Source organism: Halomonas sp. JS92-SW72 (assembly GCF_003547075.1).
GTDB lineage: Bacteria > Pseudomonadota > Gammaproteobacteria > Pseudomonadales > Halomonadaceae > Halomonas > Halomonas alkalicola.
Genome location: NZ_CP032147.1, coordinates 1,450,536 through 1,468,369, shown reverse-complemented (window position 1 = coordinate 1,468,369; position 17,834 = coordinate 1,450,536). Strand labels below are relative to the sequence as shown.

The 17,834-nt window shown below is 71.6% G+C and carries 12 protein-coding genes and 1 pseudogene; 4 read left to right on the top strand and 9 right to left on the bottom strand.

All coding sequences use genetic code 11. The annotated features are described in order from the left end of the window. Positions 1–9 precede the first annotated feature (9 nt). The gene (locus tag D1793_RS06890; protein WP_119021508.1) at positions 10–903 is read right to left on the bottom strand and encodes a dihydrodipicolinate synthase family protein; all 894 of its coding nucleotides are present in this window, start codon (positions 901–903) and stop codon (positions 10–12) included. A 138-nt stretch (positions 904–1,041) separates the two neighbouring features. On the opposite strand from D1793_RS06890, the gene D1793_RS06885 reads away from it, so the two are divergent. Further along, the gene (locus D1793_RS06885; RefSeq protein WP_119021507.1) at positions 1,042–1,401 is read left to right on the top strand and encodes a hypothetical protein; all 360 of its coding nucleotides are present in this window, start codon (positions 1,042–1,044) and stop codon (positions 1,399–1,401) included. A 42-nt stretch (positions 1,402–1,443) separates the two neighbouring features. Here D1793_RS06885 and D1793_RS06880 read toward each other — a convergent pair whose 3' ends face one another. The 4 genes from D1793_RS06880 to D1793_RS06865 form a co-directional block, all read right to left on the bottom strand. Next, on the bottom strand, positions 1,444–2,445 hold the full coding sequence (locus D1793_RS06880) for an ion transporter (protein ID WP_119021506.1): 1,002 nt from the start codon (positions 2,443–2,445) through the stop codon (positions 1,444–1,446). A gap of 127 nt (positions 2,446–2,572) precedes the next feature. Further along, positions 2,573–3,427: a CbiX/SirB N-terminal domain-containing protein gene (locus tag D1793_RS06875; RefSeq protein WP_119021505.1), complete on the bottom strand. Its 855-nt coding sequence runs from the start codon at positions 3,425–3,427 to the stop codon at positions 2,573–2,575. Between the two features lie 210 nt (positions 3,428–3,637). Beyond that, positions 3,638–3,925, bottom strand: a complete 288-nt coding sequence (locus D1793_RS06870) for a coiled coil domain-containing protein (RefSeq protein ID WP_110070698.1) — start codon at positions 3,923–3,925, stop codon at positions 3,638–3,640. Between the two features lie 147 nt (positions 3,926–4,072). Then, positions 4,073–4,750 (bottom strand): 5'-methylthioadenosine/S-adenosylhomocysteine nucleosidase, encoded by a 678-nt coding sequence (locus tag D1793_RS06865; protein ID WP_119021504.1) that lies wholly within the window; start codon positions 4,748–4,750, stop codon positions 4,073–4,075. 115 nt (positions 4,751–4,865) lie between these two features. On the opposite strand from D1793_RS06865, the gene D1793_RS06860 reads away from it, so the two are divergent. Both D1793_RS06860 and D1793_RS06855 read left to right on the top strand, forming a co-directional pair. Further along, positions 4,866–5,264 (top strand): GFA family protein, encoded by a 399-nt coding sequence (locus tag D1793_RS06860; RefSeq protein ID WP_119021503.1) that lies wholly within the window; start codon positions 4,866–4,868, stop codon positions 5,262–5,264. Positions 5,265–5,408: 144 nt separating this feature from the next. After that, on the top strand, positions 5,409–6,620 hold the full coding sequence (locus D1793_RS06855; protein ID WP_205527669.1) for an MFS transporter: 1,212 nt from the start codon (positions 5,409–5,411) through the stop codon (positions 6,618–6,620). On the opposite strand, the pseudogene D1793_RS19825 reads toward D1793_RS06855, so the two are convergent. From D1793_RS19825 to recC, 4 genes and pseudogenes are all read right to left on the bottom strand, one after another. Then, positions 6,614–6,670, bottom strand: a pseudogene (locus D1793_RS19825) (hypothetical protein); the annotation flags it as partial. The gene D1793_RS06855 and the pseudogene D1793_RS19825 sit on opposite strands and share 7 nt — an antisense overlap. An 86-nt stretch (positions 6,671–6,756) precedes the next feature. Continuing rightward, positions 6,757–9,075 (bottom strand): exodeoxyribonuclease V subunit alpha, encoded by a 2,319-nt coding sequence (gene recD, locus D1793_RS06845; RefSeq protein WP_162899928.1) that lies wholly within the window; start codon positions 9,073–9,075, stop codon positions 6,757–6,759. A 17-nt stretch (positions 9,076–9,092) separates the two neighbouring features. Further along, complete coding sequence (gene recB, locus D1793_RS06840; protein ID WP_119021499.1) at positions 9,093–12,875, bottom strand: exodeoxyribonuclease V subunit beta; 3,783 nt, start codon at positions 12,873–12,875, stop codon at positions 9,093–9,095. Then, on the bottom strand, positions 12,872–16,528 hold the full coding sequence (gene recC / locus D1793_RS06835) for an exodeoxyribonuclease V subunit gamma (RefSeq protein WP_119021498.1): 3,657 nt from the start codon (positions 16,526–16,528) through the stop codon (positions 12,872–12,874). The genes recB and recC overlap by 4 nt, the downstream gene beginning before the upstream one ends. A gap of 272 nt (positions 16,529–16,800) precedes the next feature. Here recC and D1793_RS06830 point away from each other — a divergent pair, with 272 nt between their 5' ends. Beyond that, positions 16,801–17,778, top strand: a complete 978-nt coding sequence (locus tag D1793_RS06830; RefSeq protein WP_119021497.1) for a tripartite tricarboxylate transporter substrate binding protein — start codon at positions 16,801–16,803, stop codon at positions 17,776–17,778. Positions 17,779–17,834: the final 56 nt, after the last annotated feature.

Here is a 17,834-nt window from a genome sequence, read left to right as displayed (position 1 = left end):
CCCCAGGGGTCAGCGTAGCGCCAGCGTCTCCAGCACGGCGGCAAGCGCCTGGCGCTCCTCTCCCTCCAGAGTCCTCAGGGGCAGCGGCAGGCAGGGCGGCTCGGTAAGCCCCAGCAGCTCCGCCGCGGTGGCCACCACGCGCAGGCTGCCCCCGTGTTGGCGGAACAGCGCCCACAGGGGCTCGAGCCGCTGGCCGAGGCGCGTGGCCTCGTCCTCCCGCCCGGTCTGGGCCGCGCGGGTAATGGCCAGGGCGGCCTCGGGGAAGAGGCCGCCGATAACCGAGTACCAGACGTCGCAGCCGGCATTGAGCCCCGTGGCGGCGAAGGCATCGCCGCTGACCCCGATCGTCACCTTTGGCGGGATCAGGGCGCGCAGCCGCGCGACACGCTCCCGGGCGGCCGCCGGCTCGGCGGGCACCCCGGGGATCTTGATGGAGGCCACGCCGGGCAGCGCCGCGATGCGCCCATGCAGCTCGTCGCTGAACTGGAAGCGAGTGGTGCCGGGGTTGTCGTAGACGCACAGCGGCACCGAGAGCCGGGCGCTGACCGCCTCAAAGAGGCCGAAGACCTCCTCGTCGGCGAGCGGCTGGTAGGACATGGGGGCGAGCAGCACCGCGCTGGTCCCCGCGGCCTGGGCGTCCTCGGCCAGGGTGAGCACATCGCGGGTGCGCAGGGCGCTGATGCCGACGATCACCGGCACGTCGCCGGCGTGGGCCACGGCCAGCCGGGCGACGCGAGCGCGCTCCTCCAGGCTCAGGTAGGCGTAGTTGCCCGTCGAGCCGAGGGCGCCGATGGAGTCGACGCCCGCGGCGACCAGCCGCTCGACCAGCCGGACGAAGGCTGCCTCGTCGATGGCGCTCTCGTTCATGGGGGTCAGCGGAAAGGCGCTGAGGCCGGTCAGCATGGCGGGTCTCCTGTCTGGGCAGCCGGTTGCGGCACTGGCTCGAGAATAGGCCACGGCGATGGCTCGGCATAGTATCGCCTGGCCGAGTGCGGGAGGATGACCGACGACCTGGGGTTCAACTGACGGGAGAAAGAGAGAATGGTGAATTCGGTTGCTACTGACCTGGTCCCGCGGCTGCGCACGCTGCTCGAGCAGCTGCCCGATAACGCCGTGCCCATCACCTACCAGCAGGCCGCCGAGGCGCTGGGCCTCACCCCGCCGCGCACCATCCAGCGCGTCGCCCTGGCGCTGGAGACGCTGATGCGTGAGGACGTCGCCGCCGGCCGCCCGCTGATCGCCGCCCTGGTGGTCAGCCGCCGGGGCGACCTGCCCCGGCCGGGATTCTTCGAACTGGCGGTGGCCCTCGGGCGCTTTCCCGCCGAGCCGGCCCACCACGAGTCGGCCTATCGCCAGGAGCTGGCGCGGGTCATGGCATTGCGCCCCCGAACGGCAGGGTAGGGTGACGGCCCCCGGCCCATCCTGACTCCGCTGCCGGCGACATCACTGGTAGCGCTGCTGCCAGCCCTTGACCGCGATCTGCTCCTTGAGCAGCTCCAGCATGTCCACCAGCACCTGCTCGGTGACCTGTTCGGTGTGGGGGTCGGTACGCAGCCAGGCATCGAAGCCGCTTTCGGCCAGGTGCTCCACCAGGGCGGAGAACTCCGCCGACTGCAGCCCCTCCAGGGCCTCGTTGACCAGGCGGCAGGCCAGGTCGGAGAGCGAGGCCTCGAGCCCCCGGCTCAGCTGGCTGCCCAGCGGCAGCCGCGCCAGCCGCTGCAGTTCCGGGCTCTCCGCCAGGGTGCGGCCGACCAGGCCGCGCACGTAGCGCAGGGTGTCGTCGCGGTTGTGGGCGTAGGCGCTGCCGGCCATGACCTCCAGCCGCTGGCTGATCTCGTGGATCAGCGCCTTCTGGCGGGGCCGCACCACCCGTTCCACCACCCGGGTGGAGAGCGAATCGCCGGAGCGCAGCTGGGCCTGGACGTTGTCGAGCATGCGGATGGCGATGCGGTCGGTGAGCTCCTCCAGCAGGATGTCGTAGTACTTGGCGACCACCCCGTAGAGATACCAGCGACGCACGTCGATCAGCCCCAGCCGGTGCAGCCGATGCACGAGCGAGACGACGCGCAGGATGCGCAGCAGCCGGAAGCCGCCCACCGGGATGCAGCCGAGCACGTCGTACCAATGCACGAAGGGGTAGAAGAACCAGCGGTGATAGCGCCGCTCGGCGATGGCCACCGCCCAGCCCAGCAGCACGTCGAGCACGAACACCGCCACGAAGGCCAGATCAATGGCGATGAAGCGGGCGTGGACATGCTGGTCGTAGGCGGCGTGCAGCCCGGGCGCGGCGGCCTCGAAGGCGGCGTTCAGCGGCGCGAGCAGGAAGAGGCTGTCGAACAGCAGCAGGGTCAGGTTGGCGATCACCAGCAGGATGATCAGCAGGTCCCATACCAGGTGGAACCGCTCCAGGGCGGGGCTGAGGGGTCGTTCGCGGGTGGCAGGCATGGCACCTCCTTGAGCACTGTGCCGCTATCTCCCCTCCCAGCCTAGACGCTGGGCCCGCGAGCCACCGCCCCCTCGGATCACCCCGAGCCCCCGGGTCACCCCTTCAGCCGCCCCCTCAGCGGCTGGTTCAGTGACCGGCCGGCAGTGACAGCAGCAGCGGCGTGCCGGCCAGGCCCTGCGCCAGGCGGGAGGCGAGAATCTCCAGGATGCCGTCATGTTCCCCCGCCAGCCGGGTGGGGGTGACGCGCAGCCCCGGGGAGTGCGCCATGGCCTGTTCGCAGATCTCCGCGATGTCGCCGCCCTCGCCGGCGTGGCGCCCCGGGGAGAGGAACAGCATGGCCAGGATCACCTCGCTGCCGGCCATCGCCTCGGAGGCCAGCAGGTCCTCCAGCAGCGGCTCGTTGAAGCGATAGGCGTCGCCGTCGCGCCGCTCCATGGAGGCGAAGGTGACGCACTCGGCCTCCTCGCTGAGCAGCACGCTGAGCTGGCCGGCCAGGTAGTTGCGCACCGCCGTGACCTCGGGGATCGGGCTGCCGTGGTCGACCAGCACCACCCTGGGCCGCGACGTGCCGTTCATCTGCTCGCGCACGTTGTCGGCCAGCAGCCGCGCCAGGCGCAGGTCCAGCGGAGCCTGGCTCTCCACCAGCGGCAGCGCCACCTTCACGGAGAGCCGCGGATGGCGCGCCTGCACCTCGGCCAGGCGCTCCGGCAGGTACCGGGTCAGCGCCTGGCTGGGCCCGAAGAAGAAGGGCAGGATCACAAGCTCGGTTACGCCCTGCTCCGCCAGCTGCTCGGCCCGCGGCCCCAGCGACACCGCCTTCTCACCGTCGAGCTCCTCGGCCGGGATCTTGTAGGAGTGCAGCAGGGAGGCGGCCTCGATCTCCTGGCCGGTGGCCTCGCCGAGGGCCCGGGCCAGGCGGCGCAGGTTGAGGGTGGCCTGGGCCCGCAGGGAGCCGTTGTCGACGAGCAGGATCTTTCGCATGGAGGCCTCTGGCTGGCTTGGATGGGTTGGCACGGATTGACTGGCACGGATCAGCTGGCACGGATCAGCTGGCACGGATCACGAAACGCACGGCGGCGCCCACGGCGCCAGGGGCCATGACACTACCGGGCGGAGGGGTGGTCAAGCGGCATGACGAACGGGCGCCCGCCATGGGCGCCCGCAGGAAGGGGAGGGCAAGGCAACCGCTGGCTACTTGAAGCGGTCGCGGGCCTTCTCGAAGGAGTCGCTGAAGGATTTCCAGGCGCGCTCGGCGCCGTCCCGCAGGTCGTCCCAGGCGTCGTCGCCGGCCTCGCGCAGCTCCTTGAGCTTGTGGCGCATCTCCTCGCGCTTGGCCTCGAGGCGTTCGGCCTCCTTCTCCCGCTCGATGCGTGCATCGGCCTCGGCGCCCCTGGCCTTGGCCCGCAGCTTGTCGATCTCGGCCTGCCACTCGTCCAGCTTCGCGCGCAGCTTCTGCTCGTAGGCTTCCCTGTTGCTCATATGGACGCTCCTTTCCTGATGGGGGTGAAACCTCGAAGACCCGCCGCCTGGCGGCAGGGCCTCCCCTTCAGGGTGGCAAGCCCGGCGGGCGGCCGCAAGGGCGCATGCCACCGGCACGCGGCGCGTGGTGCCCGCTCCTCGATGGCCTCAGGGCGTCAGCAGGCCCGCGGCGAGCGCCTCGCCGAGGCGGTCGACGGCGGCGGCCAGCTTCTCGTCGATGACGTGCAGGTACTCCGTCCAGTCGTTAACGTGGTGCAGCTCCGCCTTGCCGTCCGAGATGCCGCGCAGCGCCACCAGCGGCACCTGAAAGCGTGTGCAGGCGCGCAGGCAGGCGTAGCTCTCCATGTCGACCATCTCGGCGGCGATGGCGTCATAGGCCGCGCCGGAGACGATATTGGCGCCGGTGGAGAGCGTGGCCTCGCGAATGCCGGGAATCCGCAGCGGCAGCGGCAGGGTTGCCGGCAGGTCGAGGAAGGGGGTGACGCCCTGGTCGAAGCCCAGCGCGGTGGCGTCCATGTCGCGATAGGCGACGGAGCTCGCCTGATAGACCTCGGTCTGCTCGAGCATCCGGCTGCCGGCGGAGCCCAGCGACACCACCAGCGCCGGCAGGCGGCCCTGACCGGCGAGGGCGGCCAGGGCCGCGGTGAGCTCCACCGCCGCCTCCACCGGGCCGACGCCGGTCATCAGCGGGGTGAAGCGCTGCCGCAGGTGCGGGCCGTACTCGGCCTCGGCGGCCATCACGAAGAGCACGTCGTGGCCGCCCAGCCGCACCGGCTGGGGCAGGTTGCCGTCGTGTGGGCGGGGGGAAGAGGGGGAAGGTGTCATGGGGTGGGTATGCCTCATGTGGAATGCCTGGGCCCAGTGTACTGCGCCGAAGGGAGCAGTGTGCCTCTGGCTCGATACGGCCAAGATGGCGGAAAACCAGCGGGGAGGAACGCCGATGCATACCGGAAGCTGTCTGTGCGGGAAGGTGGGGTACGAGTACCACGGCGAGATCGACGCGATCTCCATGTGCCACTGCAAGCAGTGCCAGAAGGCCCAGGGCACGGCCTTCGTTGCCGTGGCGCCGATCCGCTCGGCGGACTTTCAACTCACCCGGGGCGAGGCGCACCTGAAGGAGTACCGCGCCACGCCGGGCAAGGTGCGGGTGTTCTGCGCCGAGTGTGGAAGCCCCCTCTACAGCGCCCGCGACGACCTGCCCGAAGCCAAGCGGCTGCGGCTGGGCACTCTGGACACGCCGATCGCGCCCGGCAGGCGCGTCCACGCCTGGGTCTCCTCCCGGGCCGAGTGGTTCGAGCTCGCCGACGATCTGCCGAAGTTTCCCGAATTCGCCCGCTGACGCCACCCTCTGACGGTTGCCGAGGCCGCCCGGCTGCTTCACGCTGGGCCGAGGTGCCGACACGCGATGGCCCCCCACTGGTGGCCATCGGGCGTCCGGCAGCGCTGACGACCTCGACCACCGAGCGGGACCGGCGGAGGCAGGATCATGAGACTTTCGAGCACGGGGTTTGCGGTCCTGGGGGCCGCGCTGATTGCCATCAGCTTCGGCCTCGCCCGTTTCGCCTTCGGGCTCTTCGTCCCCCCGATCCGCGAGGAGCTGGGCCTCGGCTCCTCCGTGATCGGCATCATCGGCGCACTGCCGCTGATCAGCTTCCTGCTGGCCACCGCGGTTGCCCCCCTCGTCACCCGTCGCCTCGGTTCCCGCTATACGGCGGTGCTCTCCGGGGGCTTCGGCGTCGCCGGGCTTTCGCTGATCAGCCGGGCCGCCGACCCGCTGATGCTGGGTGCGGGGGTGTTCGCCTGCGGGATCTGCACCGGACTGATGATGCCCGCGCTGACGGCGGCCATGCAGGCCGTCGTCAAGCGCTCGCTGCACGGGCGCGTCAGCTCGGTGATGAACGCCGGCACCAGCATCGGCGTGATCGTGGCCGTGCCCACGGTGCTGTTCCTGGCCGGCGCCTGGCGCCACGCCTATCTATCCTTCGCTATCCTCGCCGGCCTCGGGGTGATCGCCGCCTGGCTCCTGCTGCCCTCGGTCTCGCGGATCGTGCCGGCAAACGCGGCGGACCCGCCGCCCCTCAACGAGCTGCCCTGGTCGCGCCTGGTCCGGCTCACGCTCTTCGCCTTCCTGATGGGCTTCGTCTCCGCCGCCTACTGGATCTTCGCGCCCGACCTGGTGGTGACCCTCGGCGGCCTGCCATCGAGCGCCACGGCCTGGCTGTGGCTCGCGGTGGGGGTTGCCGGCCTCGGCGGCGCCGTGGTGGCCGACCTGGCCGATCGCAACAACCCGCCCATCACCCAGGCCCTGATGCTGATGATGCTCTCGGCGAGCCTCGCCCTGCTGGCGGCCAGCCCCGACCAGCCGCTGCTCACCGCCTTCTCCGCGCTGGTCTTCGGCCTGGCCTACATGAGCCTGACGGGGCTCTACCTGATGACCGGCATCCGCCTGCTGCCCGGCCGCCTTGGCGTGGGGCCGGTGCTGCCCTTCATGGCGGTATCGCTCGGCCAGGCGGCCGGCTCGCCGGTGGTCGGTGCACTGGTGGACGGCTTCGGCTATGCCGATGCCTTCGCCATGTTCGCCGCGCTGGGCATCCTGGTGGCCATCCTCTCACCCTTCTACCCGGGCGCCATCACCGCAAGTTCGCTGACCTTCTGCTGCAGCCGTTCGGCCACCATCCGGGCGTCCTTCGGGTGAGTGTCCGGCAGTGCGACGATGAACTCCTCGCCGCCGAAGCGCCCGATCACATCCTGGGGCCGGAGGCAGCACTTACCGTTCTGCTGCCTGCCTTATGCGGTATCAAGATGGCGGTAACACAGGCGGATTCCACGTTTCATCCGGCTCCCAATCCACTCACCCGCATCACCCGACGCTCCACCGCATCCAGCAGCTGGCCGCGCCCGGTCTCGACCAGGGTGAGCCAGTGTCTGGCGCGAGTGATGCCGGTGTAGACCAGCTCCCGGGTGAGGATCGGGTTGGGGGCGTCGGGGAGCAGCAGGGCGGTGTGGGTGAACTCCGAGCCTTGGGACTTGTGCACCGTCATGGCAAACACCGTCTCCACCGCCTGCAGGCGGCTGGGGAGCACCCACTTGATGCGCCCGCTGCCGTCGCCTGCCGGGAAGGTGACGCGCAGCGCCGGGCCGCGCCCCTCGCCCGAGGGCTGGGGCAGCGCCAGGGTGATGCCGATATCGCCGTTCATCAGCCCCAGGCCGTAGTCGTTGCGGGTGACCAGCACCGGGCGGCCGGGGTACCAGAGCCGGCGGCCGTCGCCGCTGTCGATAAGCCCCTCCTTCTCCAGCGCGGCGCGGATGCGCTCGTTCAGCCCTTCCACGCCCCAGGGACCGCGGCGCAGGGCGCAGAGCAGCTGGAACTGGCCGTGGGCGGCCAGCACCTGTCGGGCCCAGTCGTCCAGCGCCTCGCGGGCGATCTCGCCGTCCGGGCCTGGCTCCGGCGCCGCGCTTCGCATCACTTCCAGATAGTGGCGATAGCCCACCGGGGGCGGCAGGACCTTGCCGTTTACCACGCGGTCCTCGCCGGCGCTCTTTCCTCGATCAGAAAAGCCCGCGGCGTGGCCCGAGACCACCAGCCGCTCCAGGCCGCGATCCCTGTCCGTTTCCAGCTTGAGGTGTGAGAGGTCGGCGTAGCCATGACCAAGCACCTCGCGGATGGCGGCGCGCTTCTCGCGGCCCGCCGCGTCGCGGTTCACCGCCTCGGCCAGCCGGCCGATGCCGCTGGCCGCGTCGAAGCGGTGGCTTACCCGCAGCATGGCGATGGCCTGGTCCAGCGGGGCGCCCGCGGGGTCGATCATCTCGGCGGGCAGCGCCTGGCCGGTGGCCTCGGCGAGCCAGTCGGCGGTTTCGGGCGTGTAGTGGCCGCCCTCGGCCCGGGCGCAGAGGTCGCCGAGTACCGAGCCCGCCTCCACGGAGGTGAGCTGGTCCTTGTCGCCCAGCAGCACCAGGCGGGCGCGGCGCGGCAGGGCGTCGAGCAGCGCGGCCATCATCTCCACGTCGACCATGGAGGCCTCGTCCACCACCAGCACGTCCAGCGGCAGCGGGTGTCGGGCGTTATGGCGGAAGTGGCGGGTGTCGGGGCGCGAGCCCAGCAGGCGGTGGAGGGTGGTGACCTCGGTGGGGATAGCTTGGCGGAGTCGCTCGGTATCGCCGTCGCCACTCTCGAGTAGTGGAGCAAGCGCCGTCAGGTCGAGCCCCGAGACCTGCCCGGCGATGGATTCGTTGAGGCGCGCGGCGGCCTTGCCGGTGGGGGCGGCCAGGCGGATGCGCAGCGCTCGGCGGCCTTCGCCCAGTGCCAGAGTCTGCAGCAGGGCGAGCAGCTTGACCACCGTGGTGGTCTTGCCGGTGCCGGGGCCGCCGGTGATCACCGCGAAGGGCGAGCGGGCGGCCAGGGCGCAGGCGGCCTTCTGCCAGTCCAGAGTGGGGCTTGCGGGGAAGAGGGCGTTGAGGGCCTGGCCGAGGGTAGTGGGGTCTGCCGGGCGCCTGTCGGCGCCTTCGTCGATGCGTCGAACCGCCGGGGAACCCGAGCTCCCACCAGACTCCGCAGGGCTCCCGTTTGAGTAGCCTCTGCTGGCGCCATCCTCTTCGCCCGGCAGAGCCGAGCTCCCACCCGTTTCCGTAGGGCTCCCGGTGCTCTCGCCAAGGCGGGCGGCGATATGCTGCCGGATCGAGCGCTCATGGTGCCAGTAGCGGCGCAGGTAGAGCCGGGGGGCGTCGAGCACCAGCGGGGTGCTGCCGGGCCCGTGCCCGACGATCAGCGGGTGAGTGAGCGCTTCCTGCCAGTCGGCGAGGGTGAGCTCACCGAGCAATGCGCTGGGCAGCGGCGGCGGGTCCTCCAGGCTGTCGCCCTCCGGAGGCAGCGAGAGGGCGAGGTCCGGCTCGGCGAGGGTGCGCTCCAGGTCCAGGCAGACGTGGCCGCGGCCGAGCTGGTGGCTGGCCAGTGCCGCGGCCAGCAGCAGCGGGGCAGGGGCGTCGGGCACCTCGCGGGCCAGGAAGGCGGCGAAGGCGCGATCCAGGGCGCGCAGCCAGCCGCGGGCCACCCAGCGGTCGAGCAGCACGAAGAGCGCCTGGGTATACCGCAGGGCCTCGGCGCTGGCGGCCTCGTTGGGGGTGGTCTCGGCGGTGGGTGAGTGGTCACTCATGGCTTTGTCTCCAGCGCTCATGGCTGCTCCTCCGGTGTGGCATCGGCATCGCGGAACAGGGCGTCGAGCGCCTCGATCAGCGCCCGGGGCGGGCGCTCGCGGTGCACGCCGCGGGAGGGGGCGTGCTGGCCACGCAGGAAGACGTAGAGCGCGCCGCCCAGGTGGCGGTCGATGTCGTAGCCGGGCAACCGCGCCTTCAGCAGGCGGTGCAGGGCCAGCAGGTAGAGGCAGTACTGCAGGTCGTAGCGCTTCTCGCGTACCGCCTCCGCCATGGCCGCCTCTGAGTAGGCCTCGTCGTCACGGCCCAGGTGGTTGGACTTCCAGTCCAGCACGTAGAAGCGCCCCTCGTGCTCCACCACCAGGTCGATGAAGCCCTTGAGCATGCCGTTGAGCCGGTCGCGCTCCAGCGCCGGGCGCTCGGCGCCACCCAGTGTGTGAGCGCTTACGAGGGCGTCCAGGCGGGTGGTGTCGACCCGGTGGGCAGCGAACCAGAACTCCAGCTCCACCTGATAGTGAGCGCTCTCCAACCGGTCCAGCCGCAGCGGCGACACCGGCCCCTCGGGGGCGTTCGGCACTGGCAGCTCGCAGGCCAGCAGCCCCCGCAGCCAGGCCTGCAGCGCCGGGATGCGCTCGCGCCAGCCGCGCAGGTTGGCGCGCCGCGCCAGGGTGTCGTTCAGCCGCTCGGGCTCCGCGACCAGCCGGGCGAAGCCCTCGGCGCCGGCCCACTCCAGCAGGCCGTGCAGGAAGGTGCCCGCCGCCGGGCCGCGGGGGAAGCGGTGAAGCGAGGCATCACTCACCGGCAGCGGCGCGCTGGGCGGGTCGCTGGGCTCGTCGCGCATCTCCCGGGCGGTGGCTTCCAGAGCGGTCTCAGGTTCTTCCAGAAGGGTGGGCGCTTCCTCACCACCAATTCTCTCGCCGCCCAGGCGCAGCGCCGAGTAGCTGGCGATCCACCAGTGCTCCCGGGCGCGGCGGGCCGGGGTGAGCGCCTCGCGCAGCGCCTCGTCGTTCGCCTCGCTGGGCACCACCTGGTCATTCGGCGCCGGCGCCGGTTCCACCCTGAGCTCCGTCTCCGCCGCCCCCTGGGCGAGGGGGAAGAGGGCCTCGAGCAGGCCGTCCGCCGAGGGGGACGAGAGCGGTGCTCCGGCGGTGAGCACCTGGCCGATGGCGCTGCGCTCGAACCCCTCGAGCGGTGCGATGCCCAGCCAGGTGGCGTGGCGGGCGCGGGTCAGGGCCACGTAGAGCTTGCGCAGGTCCTCCCCCAGGCGCTCGTCGTCGGCGCGGGCTAGCACGGTCTCGTCGGGTTCCAGCGAGAGGTGGCGTCGGCCCGCCGCGTCGTGCCAGGTGAGCGGCAGGTCGGTGGCCTTCTTCTCGCGGAAGGCGCAGATGAAGGGCAGGAAGACCAGCGGGTACTCCAGCCCCTTGGACTTGTGGATGGTGATCACCTGTACCAGGTCGGCATCGCTCTCCAGGCGCAGGCGGTGGGTATCGGCCTGCTGGGGTGGATGGGCGCGGGCCTCGCTCAAGTGGCGCAGCAGGGCGTGCTCGCCGTCGAGCTCGGCGCTGGCCTGCTGGAGCAGCTCGCCGAGATGCAGCAGATCGGTGAGATGCCGCTCGCCACTCGGGCTCCTGAGCAGCCGGGTGGGCACGGCGAAGTCGGCCAGCAGCCGGTGCAGCATGGGCAGCACGCCCTGGCGCTGCCACTGCCGGTGGTAGCCCCGGAACTGCAGCACGCGCACTTCCCAGGCCAGCTCGTCGTGCTGCAGGGCATCGAGGTCGTGATTGCCCATGCCCAGGCTAGGCATGGCCAGGGCGGCGTGCAGGCGCCGCTCGCTGTCGGGCTCGGCGCAGGCGGCCAGCCACACCTCGAGCTCCAGGGCGGCCGGGGTCTCGAAGACCCCCTCCTTGTCGGAGAGGTAGACGCTCTTGATGCCGCGTTCGAGCAGCGCACCGCGGATTGCCTTCGCCTCGTTGCCGTTGTTGACCAGCACGGCGAGATCCGACGGCTTCAGAGGCCGGAAGGGCTCGCCGGGCGCGCCGAAGCCGGTGCGCCCGGCCTGGCCCTCGCGTAGGAGCTCGGCCATCCGGGTGGCGCAGCGCGCGGCCATCTCCTTGAAGTAGGCGCCCTTGCTCATGCCCTCGTCGTCGCTCGTCAGATGCCCGCCCGTCAAATGCCAAAGCGTCATGGCCGGCAGCGGCTCGCCGTCGCGGGTCAGGGCATCGTTCCTGCCTTTAGCTGCCACCGGTAAAAAAGGCACAGGGTTGTCCCCCTCGGGGGAGCGGAACAGGAAGGCGCCGCGGCCGGCGGGATGGGTCTCGGCGAAGCGGAACACCCGGTTGACCGCCTCCACCATGGCGGTGGAGGAGCGGAAGTTGGTGCCGAGCGTCACGTGGCGCCCGGCGGTGTCGCGGCGCGCCTGCAGGTAGGTGTGGATATCCGCGCCGCGGAAGGCGTAGATCGCCTGCTTGGGGTCGCCGATCAGCAGGACGGCGCCGGGGTTGTCGGGGTAGTGGGCCTCGGCCAGGCGGTAGACGTGGTCGAAGAGCCGGTACTGCACCGGGTCGGTGTCCTGGAACTCGTCCACCAGGGCCACCGGGAACTGGCGGCGCACGTGCTCGGCCAGCGCCCCGCCGGCGGGGCCGGCGAAGGCGCGGTCGAGGCGCTCGAGCAGGTCGTCGGGGCCGAGCTCGGCGCGACGCTGCTGCACCCGGCTGCGCCGCTCGCTCATCCAGCGCACGGCGTGGGCCAGCAGGTCGGCGTGGGCGCTGGGCAGGGCCTCGAGTTGTTCGGGCAGCGCGACCAGGGCGTGCAGGGCGGGGTGGTCGAGGGGCTCGCCCTGCTTCCAGATCTCGGCCATCCCCTCGGGCGTCAGGCGCTTCCAGGCGGCGTCGGTGAGCGCGGGGGTGGCGAGCTCCGGGTCCTGGGCCCAGTCGCGCAGGGCGCCCAGCCAGCTCGCACGGCTGCGGCTGTTGAGGCTGCGCTGGTCATAGGCCTTGGCGGCGGCGGCGCTCTCCAGGGCGTCCGAGAGCTCCTCTAGCCAGGCGAGCCAGGGCGCCTTGAGCTCGGCGAGCACCCGCGTGCGCTCGGCCTGCATGGTGGCCAGGGCACCGGCGGGGGGCGGGGCGTCGGGCAGCAGCTCGGCGTCGCCCTGCAGCCGGCGCACGTCCTCGGCCAGGGCGTCGGGGGTCTCCCAGTAGCGGGTGACCACCGCCAGGGCCTCGGCGTCCAGGGCGTAGTAGAAGCTGCGCCAGTAGTCCCGGGCCACCTCCAGCTCGAGCTCCGACTGGTCGAGGTTCATCTCGAGCGAGAAGAGGCTGCCGCTCTCGAAGGCGTGCTCGCGCAGCATGCGGTGGCACCAGGAGTGGATGGTGGAGACCGCGGCCTCGTCCATCCACTCGGCGGCGAGCTGCAGGCGGCGGGCGCAGGCGGGCCAGCGCGCCTCGGGGTAGCTGTCGCGCAGGGCCAGCAGGGGGTCAGACCCCTCAGCGGATTTTGGGGTCTGACCCCCAAGGGGACTTTGGAACGCCTCGGCGGCCTCCACCAGGCGGGCGCGGATGCGGTCGCGCAGCTCCCGGGTGGCGGCGTTGGTGAAGGTCACCACCAGGATCTCCGGCGGGGTGAGGGCGCGGGGGAAGCTCTCGGCGTCGGCCTCGTCACGGGGGCCCAGCACCAGGCGAACGTAGAGCAGGGCGATGGTGAAGGTCTTGCCGGTGCCGGCGCTGGCCTCGATCAGCCGGCTGCCGGTGAGCGGCAGCCGGATCGGGTCCAGGGTGGGGGGCGTCGTCTGGTCCTGCGTGCTCATGCCTTGCCTCCCTTGCCCTTGCCGCCGTTGCCCTTCTTCTCCTTGGGCTTGCGTACCGCGTGCAATAGCGGGGCGTAGAGCCGCTCGGCCAGCTCGGCGAAGCCGCCGCCCTCCGCCGAGCGGACCATCTCCTCCAGCTCCGGCCACTGGCGCAACAGGTAGGGGTCGCGGCCGCGCTCGCCGTGGTCGTTGTTGAAGCCGCTGCCGTAGAAGACGGTGCTGGCGGCCTTCCAGGCCTTGTCGTCCTCTTCGCTGGGCGTGCCGGCGAGGCAGCGGGCCATGGCCGCCGGGCTTCCGCCCTTCTCCAGCCAGGCGAAGGCGGTGTCCCGGGGCAGGGGCAGGGGGGTGGCCATGCCGTGCTGCCAGGCCGCGGCGATATCGGCCAGCCGCGCGCGGGCCTCCTCGGCGGGCAGCGGGGCCAGGGTGCCGCCGCCGGCGCGGGAGAGCAGCCGGGTGGTCATGGGGCCCTCCAGCTGGCCGGCCAGGTGGGCCACCCAGGGGCCGAGCCAGTGCTTCCAGTGGTACTTGCCCTTGTTGACCAGGCTGCTGGTGGTGAGCAGCACCCGGCAGCGCTCGCCGGCGTCGCTTTCGCGCAGCTCGCCCAGCCAGTCCTCCAGGGCCATGCCATCGCCCGGACTCTCATCCCACCCTTCGCCCAGCGCTTCGCGAAGGTCCAGCGAGACGGTGAGGGGCTCCTCCACGGCGTGGGGCCACTCGTCGAGCACCTGGCGGTAGTCGGCGAAGAGGCTCTCCATGGGCTCGACGAGGGAGTCGCGCATGCGTTCGGCGAAGCCGCCCATGGCCAGGCGCCCCTGGCGCTCGAGACGCTCGAGGGTGGCCAGCATGGCGGGCTCATGGGGCTCGCCGGCCTCCACCGCGGCGCGGCTCGCCTCGATCAGCGCATGCTGCAGCTGCCAGTGGTCGAGACCGCCGAGGGTGAAGGGCTCGTGGTCGAGGCGCTCCGTGGCCTCGAGCTCCAGGAAGACCTTGAGCCGGTTCGTGGTGAAGGCCTGCACCGGCGCCTTGAGGAAGGCGCCCAGCTGGGCCAGGGTCAGCGGGGCCTCCTGGTGGAAGGGGGCCAGGGGCGCGGGTTCCGGCGGTGCGCCCTCGTCGCCGGGCAGGTGCAACTCGCGCCACTCGTGAGCGTAGGTGGTCAATGAAGAACCTTCGCGGAAGTACTCGATGCTGAAGGGCTGCAGCGGGTGATCGGTGGTCAGGGCAGCGAGCAGCGCCTTGCCGGCGTCGTCGGCAGCGTGTCCGGCCCGCCCTTCATCGGAGAGGGTCCAGCCCCGGGCCAGGTGGTCGCGCAGCTGGCCCAGCAGCACCGAGGGGGGCTGCTCGGTGTTGTCGACGATGCTGCGGCCCACCCAGCTGATGCTCAGCCGGTCCCGGGCCGAGAGCAGCGCCTCCAGGAAGAGGTAGCGGTCGTCCTCGCGGCGGGAGCGGTCGCCGGGGCGGTAGTCCTGAGCCATCAGGTCGATGTCCAGCGGGCGCTGGACCCGCGGGTAGTCGGCGTCGTTCATGCCCAGCAGGCAGACATGGCGGAAGGGGATGGCGCGCATCGGCATCAGGGTGGCGATGTTCACTGCCCCGGCCAGGAAGCGCTGGGAGAGGCTCGCCTCGTCCACCTGGGCGAGCCAGTGCTCGCGCACCACCGAGAGCGGCAGGGGCTCGCTGAGCCCGGCCTCCTCGGCGCTCTCCTGCCAGGCGTCCAGCGCCTGCTCCAGCCGGGTCAGCGCCATCAGGTCCTGGTCGGAGTCGGCCAGGAAGCAGGCCGCCAGCAGCTCGCGCAGGCGCTCGCCCCAGGTGGCCACGTCGCAGGGCTCGGCGAGGGTCTGCCACTGGGCCTCCAGGGTGTCGATCAGGCTGACCAGGGGGCCGGCCAGCGCCGCCTCCAGCCCGCCGATGTCGTCATAGGGCTCCACCCCCTGCCAGGGGCCGTCGGCGGCATCACCCACCGCATAGCCCAGCAGCAGCCGGCGCAGACCGAAGGCCCAGGTGTTGGCGGCCATGCCGCCCGGCAGGTCGAGGCTCTGGCGCTGGCGGGCGTCGAGCCCCCAGCGGATGCCGGCGCCCTCGATCCAGCGGCGCAGGGTGGGCAGGCCGCTCTCGGGGACGGCGAAGCGGGCGCGCACCGCCGGCACCTCCAGCAGGTCGAGCAGGTCGCTCACCGAGAGGCGCAGTTCCGGCAGGCGCAGCAGCGACTCCAGCGCGATCAGCAGCGGCAGGCGGTGGCGACTGGCCTGGTCGGAGAGGGTGAAGGGGATATGGCGCGGGTCGTCGGGGTCGAGGCGGCCGAACACCGCCTGCACCGCGGCGGCGTACTGGTCCACGTCGGGCACCATCACCAGGATGTCGCGGGGCCGGAGGGTCGGGTCCTCGCTGAAGGCGGCGAGCAGCTGGTCGTGGAGGATCTCCACCTCGCGCAGGGCGCTGTGGGCCACCTGGAAGCGCAGCGAGCGGTCGCGGGCCGGGTCCACGGCGGGCCAGGTGGCGCGGCTCTCGGCCAGCGGGCGCAGCTCGAGGATATCGTCCTGCAGCTGGCGCAGCAGGCTGGGTTCGGGGTCCTCCTCATCTCCCAGCGGCGAGTCGAAGAGGTCGATGCGCAGCGCCTCCCCCTCGAAGAGGCCGCGGTAGGCCTGCTGCTCGTCGAACTCGTCCAGCAGGCGCAGGTAGTCGCGGCCTTGCTTGCCCCAGGCGGCCAGCAGCGGCTGGGCGTGGAGGTGCAGCTCGGTCTCGGCGAGGTCCGCCGGCATGCCGGGGCGGTGCCGCTGGCGCTTCCTTTCGGCGCGGAGCAGCTCCTTGTGCTCGATGATGTCCGCCCAGTAGTGGCGGCAGGGGTTGTGCACGCAGAGCAACACCTGGCTGACCCGCGCCACGGCGGCCAGCGCCTCCAGGGTCTGGGCGGGCAGCGAGGAGATGCCGAAGACGATCACCCGGCGGGGCAGGCCTGGCGGGCGCTCGCCCAGCTCCCGGCAGGCTTCGAGGAAGCGCTCGTGTACCGCCGCGCGGCTGGAGGCCAGCCCCGCCTCGCCATGGGCCCGGGTGATGTCGTCGCGCAGGGCGCGCCACAGCTCGGCCTGCCAGCGCTGCTCCTCGGCGAGCGGGCGCGCCTCGCCGCGGGCGGTGATCAGCACATCCTCGTCCGCGGCCCAGGCGGTGAGCCAGTCGGCGCGGTAGACCTGGTACTGGTCGAAGAGGTCGGCCAGGCGCTCGGCCAGCTGGTGGCGCTTGCGCAGGTCGTCGTCACCCTCCAGGAAGCGTGCCAGGGGGGCGAAGACGGGGGCGTCCAGCAGGGCAGGCAGCAGGCGCATCAGCCGCCACACCAGGCGCGGCTTGTCGAAGGGCGAGACCGGCGGCACCTGCTCCTCTCCCAGCACGCTGCGGTAGGCCTGCCACAGGAAGCGCGCCGGCAGGGTGACGTCGAGCGCCGCGGCGATGCCGGCGCCGCCCCGGGATTCGTCGGCGGCCAGGGCGAGCTTCAGCCACTGGCTGATGCCGTTGCTCTGCACCAGGATCGTCTCGTTCTCCAGCGGCCCCAGCGGATGGCGGCGCATCCACTCCACCGCCAGCCCGCGCAGGGCCTCAAGGCGGTTGCCGTGGATCACCATGAAACCGGGGTCGAGTTCGGGGCCCTGAAGAGTGAGTGGCATCGCGCGGCTCCTTCGCTGGCCCTGGTGTGGCGGGGGTGGTGTGACGGCCATCATGCCCCATTGTCGGCAGGGTTCAAGCACTGGCCGGCCACCGAACGGCAGCGCCGGCACTCGATGACTAAGTAAGGTTGGCGCGCAATTGGCACGATAATCCGCGGAATCCACAAGTGGCGCGCCGCTTGAGCCCCTAGGGTTAATAGACGGAACGGCTGTCGCCATTGGCGGACAGCTTTTCCGACGACACAACAGTAACAACAACCCTGGAGTCTCCCATGACCTTTCCCCTCTCGAAGACCGCCATTGCCGTCGGTGGCGCCATGCTGACCCTGACCGCCGGTGCGGCGCTGGCCTCCAATGGCCAGGGCCTGGGCAGCGATCCGATCCGCATCGTCATGCCCTACGGCGCCGGTGGCAGCACCGACATCACCGCACGGATCATCGCCGCCAATGCCGCCGAGCACTGCGGCACGCGGATCGACGTGGTCAGCATGCCGGGCGCAGGCGGCATGGAAGGGCTGCAGTTCGTCGCCGATGCCGAACCCAACGGCCACACCATCCTGATGGCGGACTACTCCGCCACCATCACCCAGACCCTGACCGAGGACACCCCCTGGGAGGTCGAGGACTGGGCGCCCATCGTCCACCTCACCGACTGGAAGCCGACCGTCTACGTCAAGGCCGACCATGACATCCAGAGCATCGATGACTGGATCGAGATGGCCGAGGCCAACCCCGGCAGCCTGGTCTTCGGCCACGCCGACCCGCTGAGCCTGGTACACCTGCCGCTGGTGCTGCTCGAGCAGGAGACCGGCATCGAGAACGTCCACCTGCCCACCACCGGCGGCGGCGAGACCCGCACCATGATCCTCGGCGGCCACATCGACCTGGGGATGACCCTGCCGCCCTCCATCGTCGCCAACGTCAACAACGGCGAGGTCACCGCCATCGGCGTCTTCGCCGACGAGCGCTCCGACGTGCTGCCGGACGTGCCCACCTTCCAGGAGGCCGGCTATGACGTCTCCTTCGAGGCCCCGCTGCTGGTCTACACCTTCGGCACCGTGCCCGAGGAGATCCAGGAGCAGCTCGCCGAGTGCATCATGACCGGGCTCGAGAGCGACACCGCCCAGGCCATGGGCCAGCAGGCCTCCGCCGGGCTGGAGAACGTCCAGGGCCGCGACAGCGCCCGCGAGGTCTATGCCCAGACCACCGAGCGGGTCCGCGACGTGATCGCCTCGCTCGACCTGGACTGAGACGACGTCCCCCGCGCAGCGGTGCCGCTGCGTGTGGTGGTGAACGTGGCAGCCTC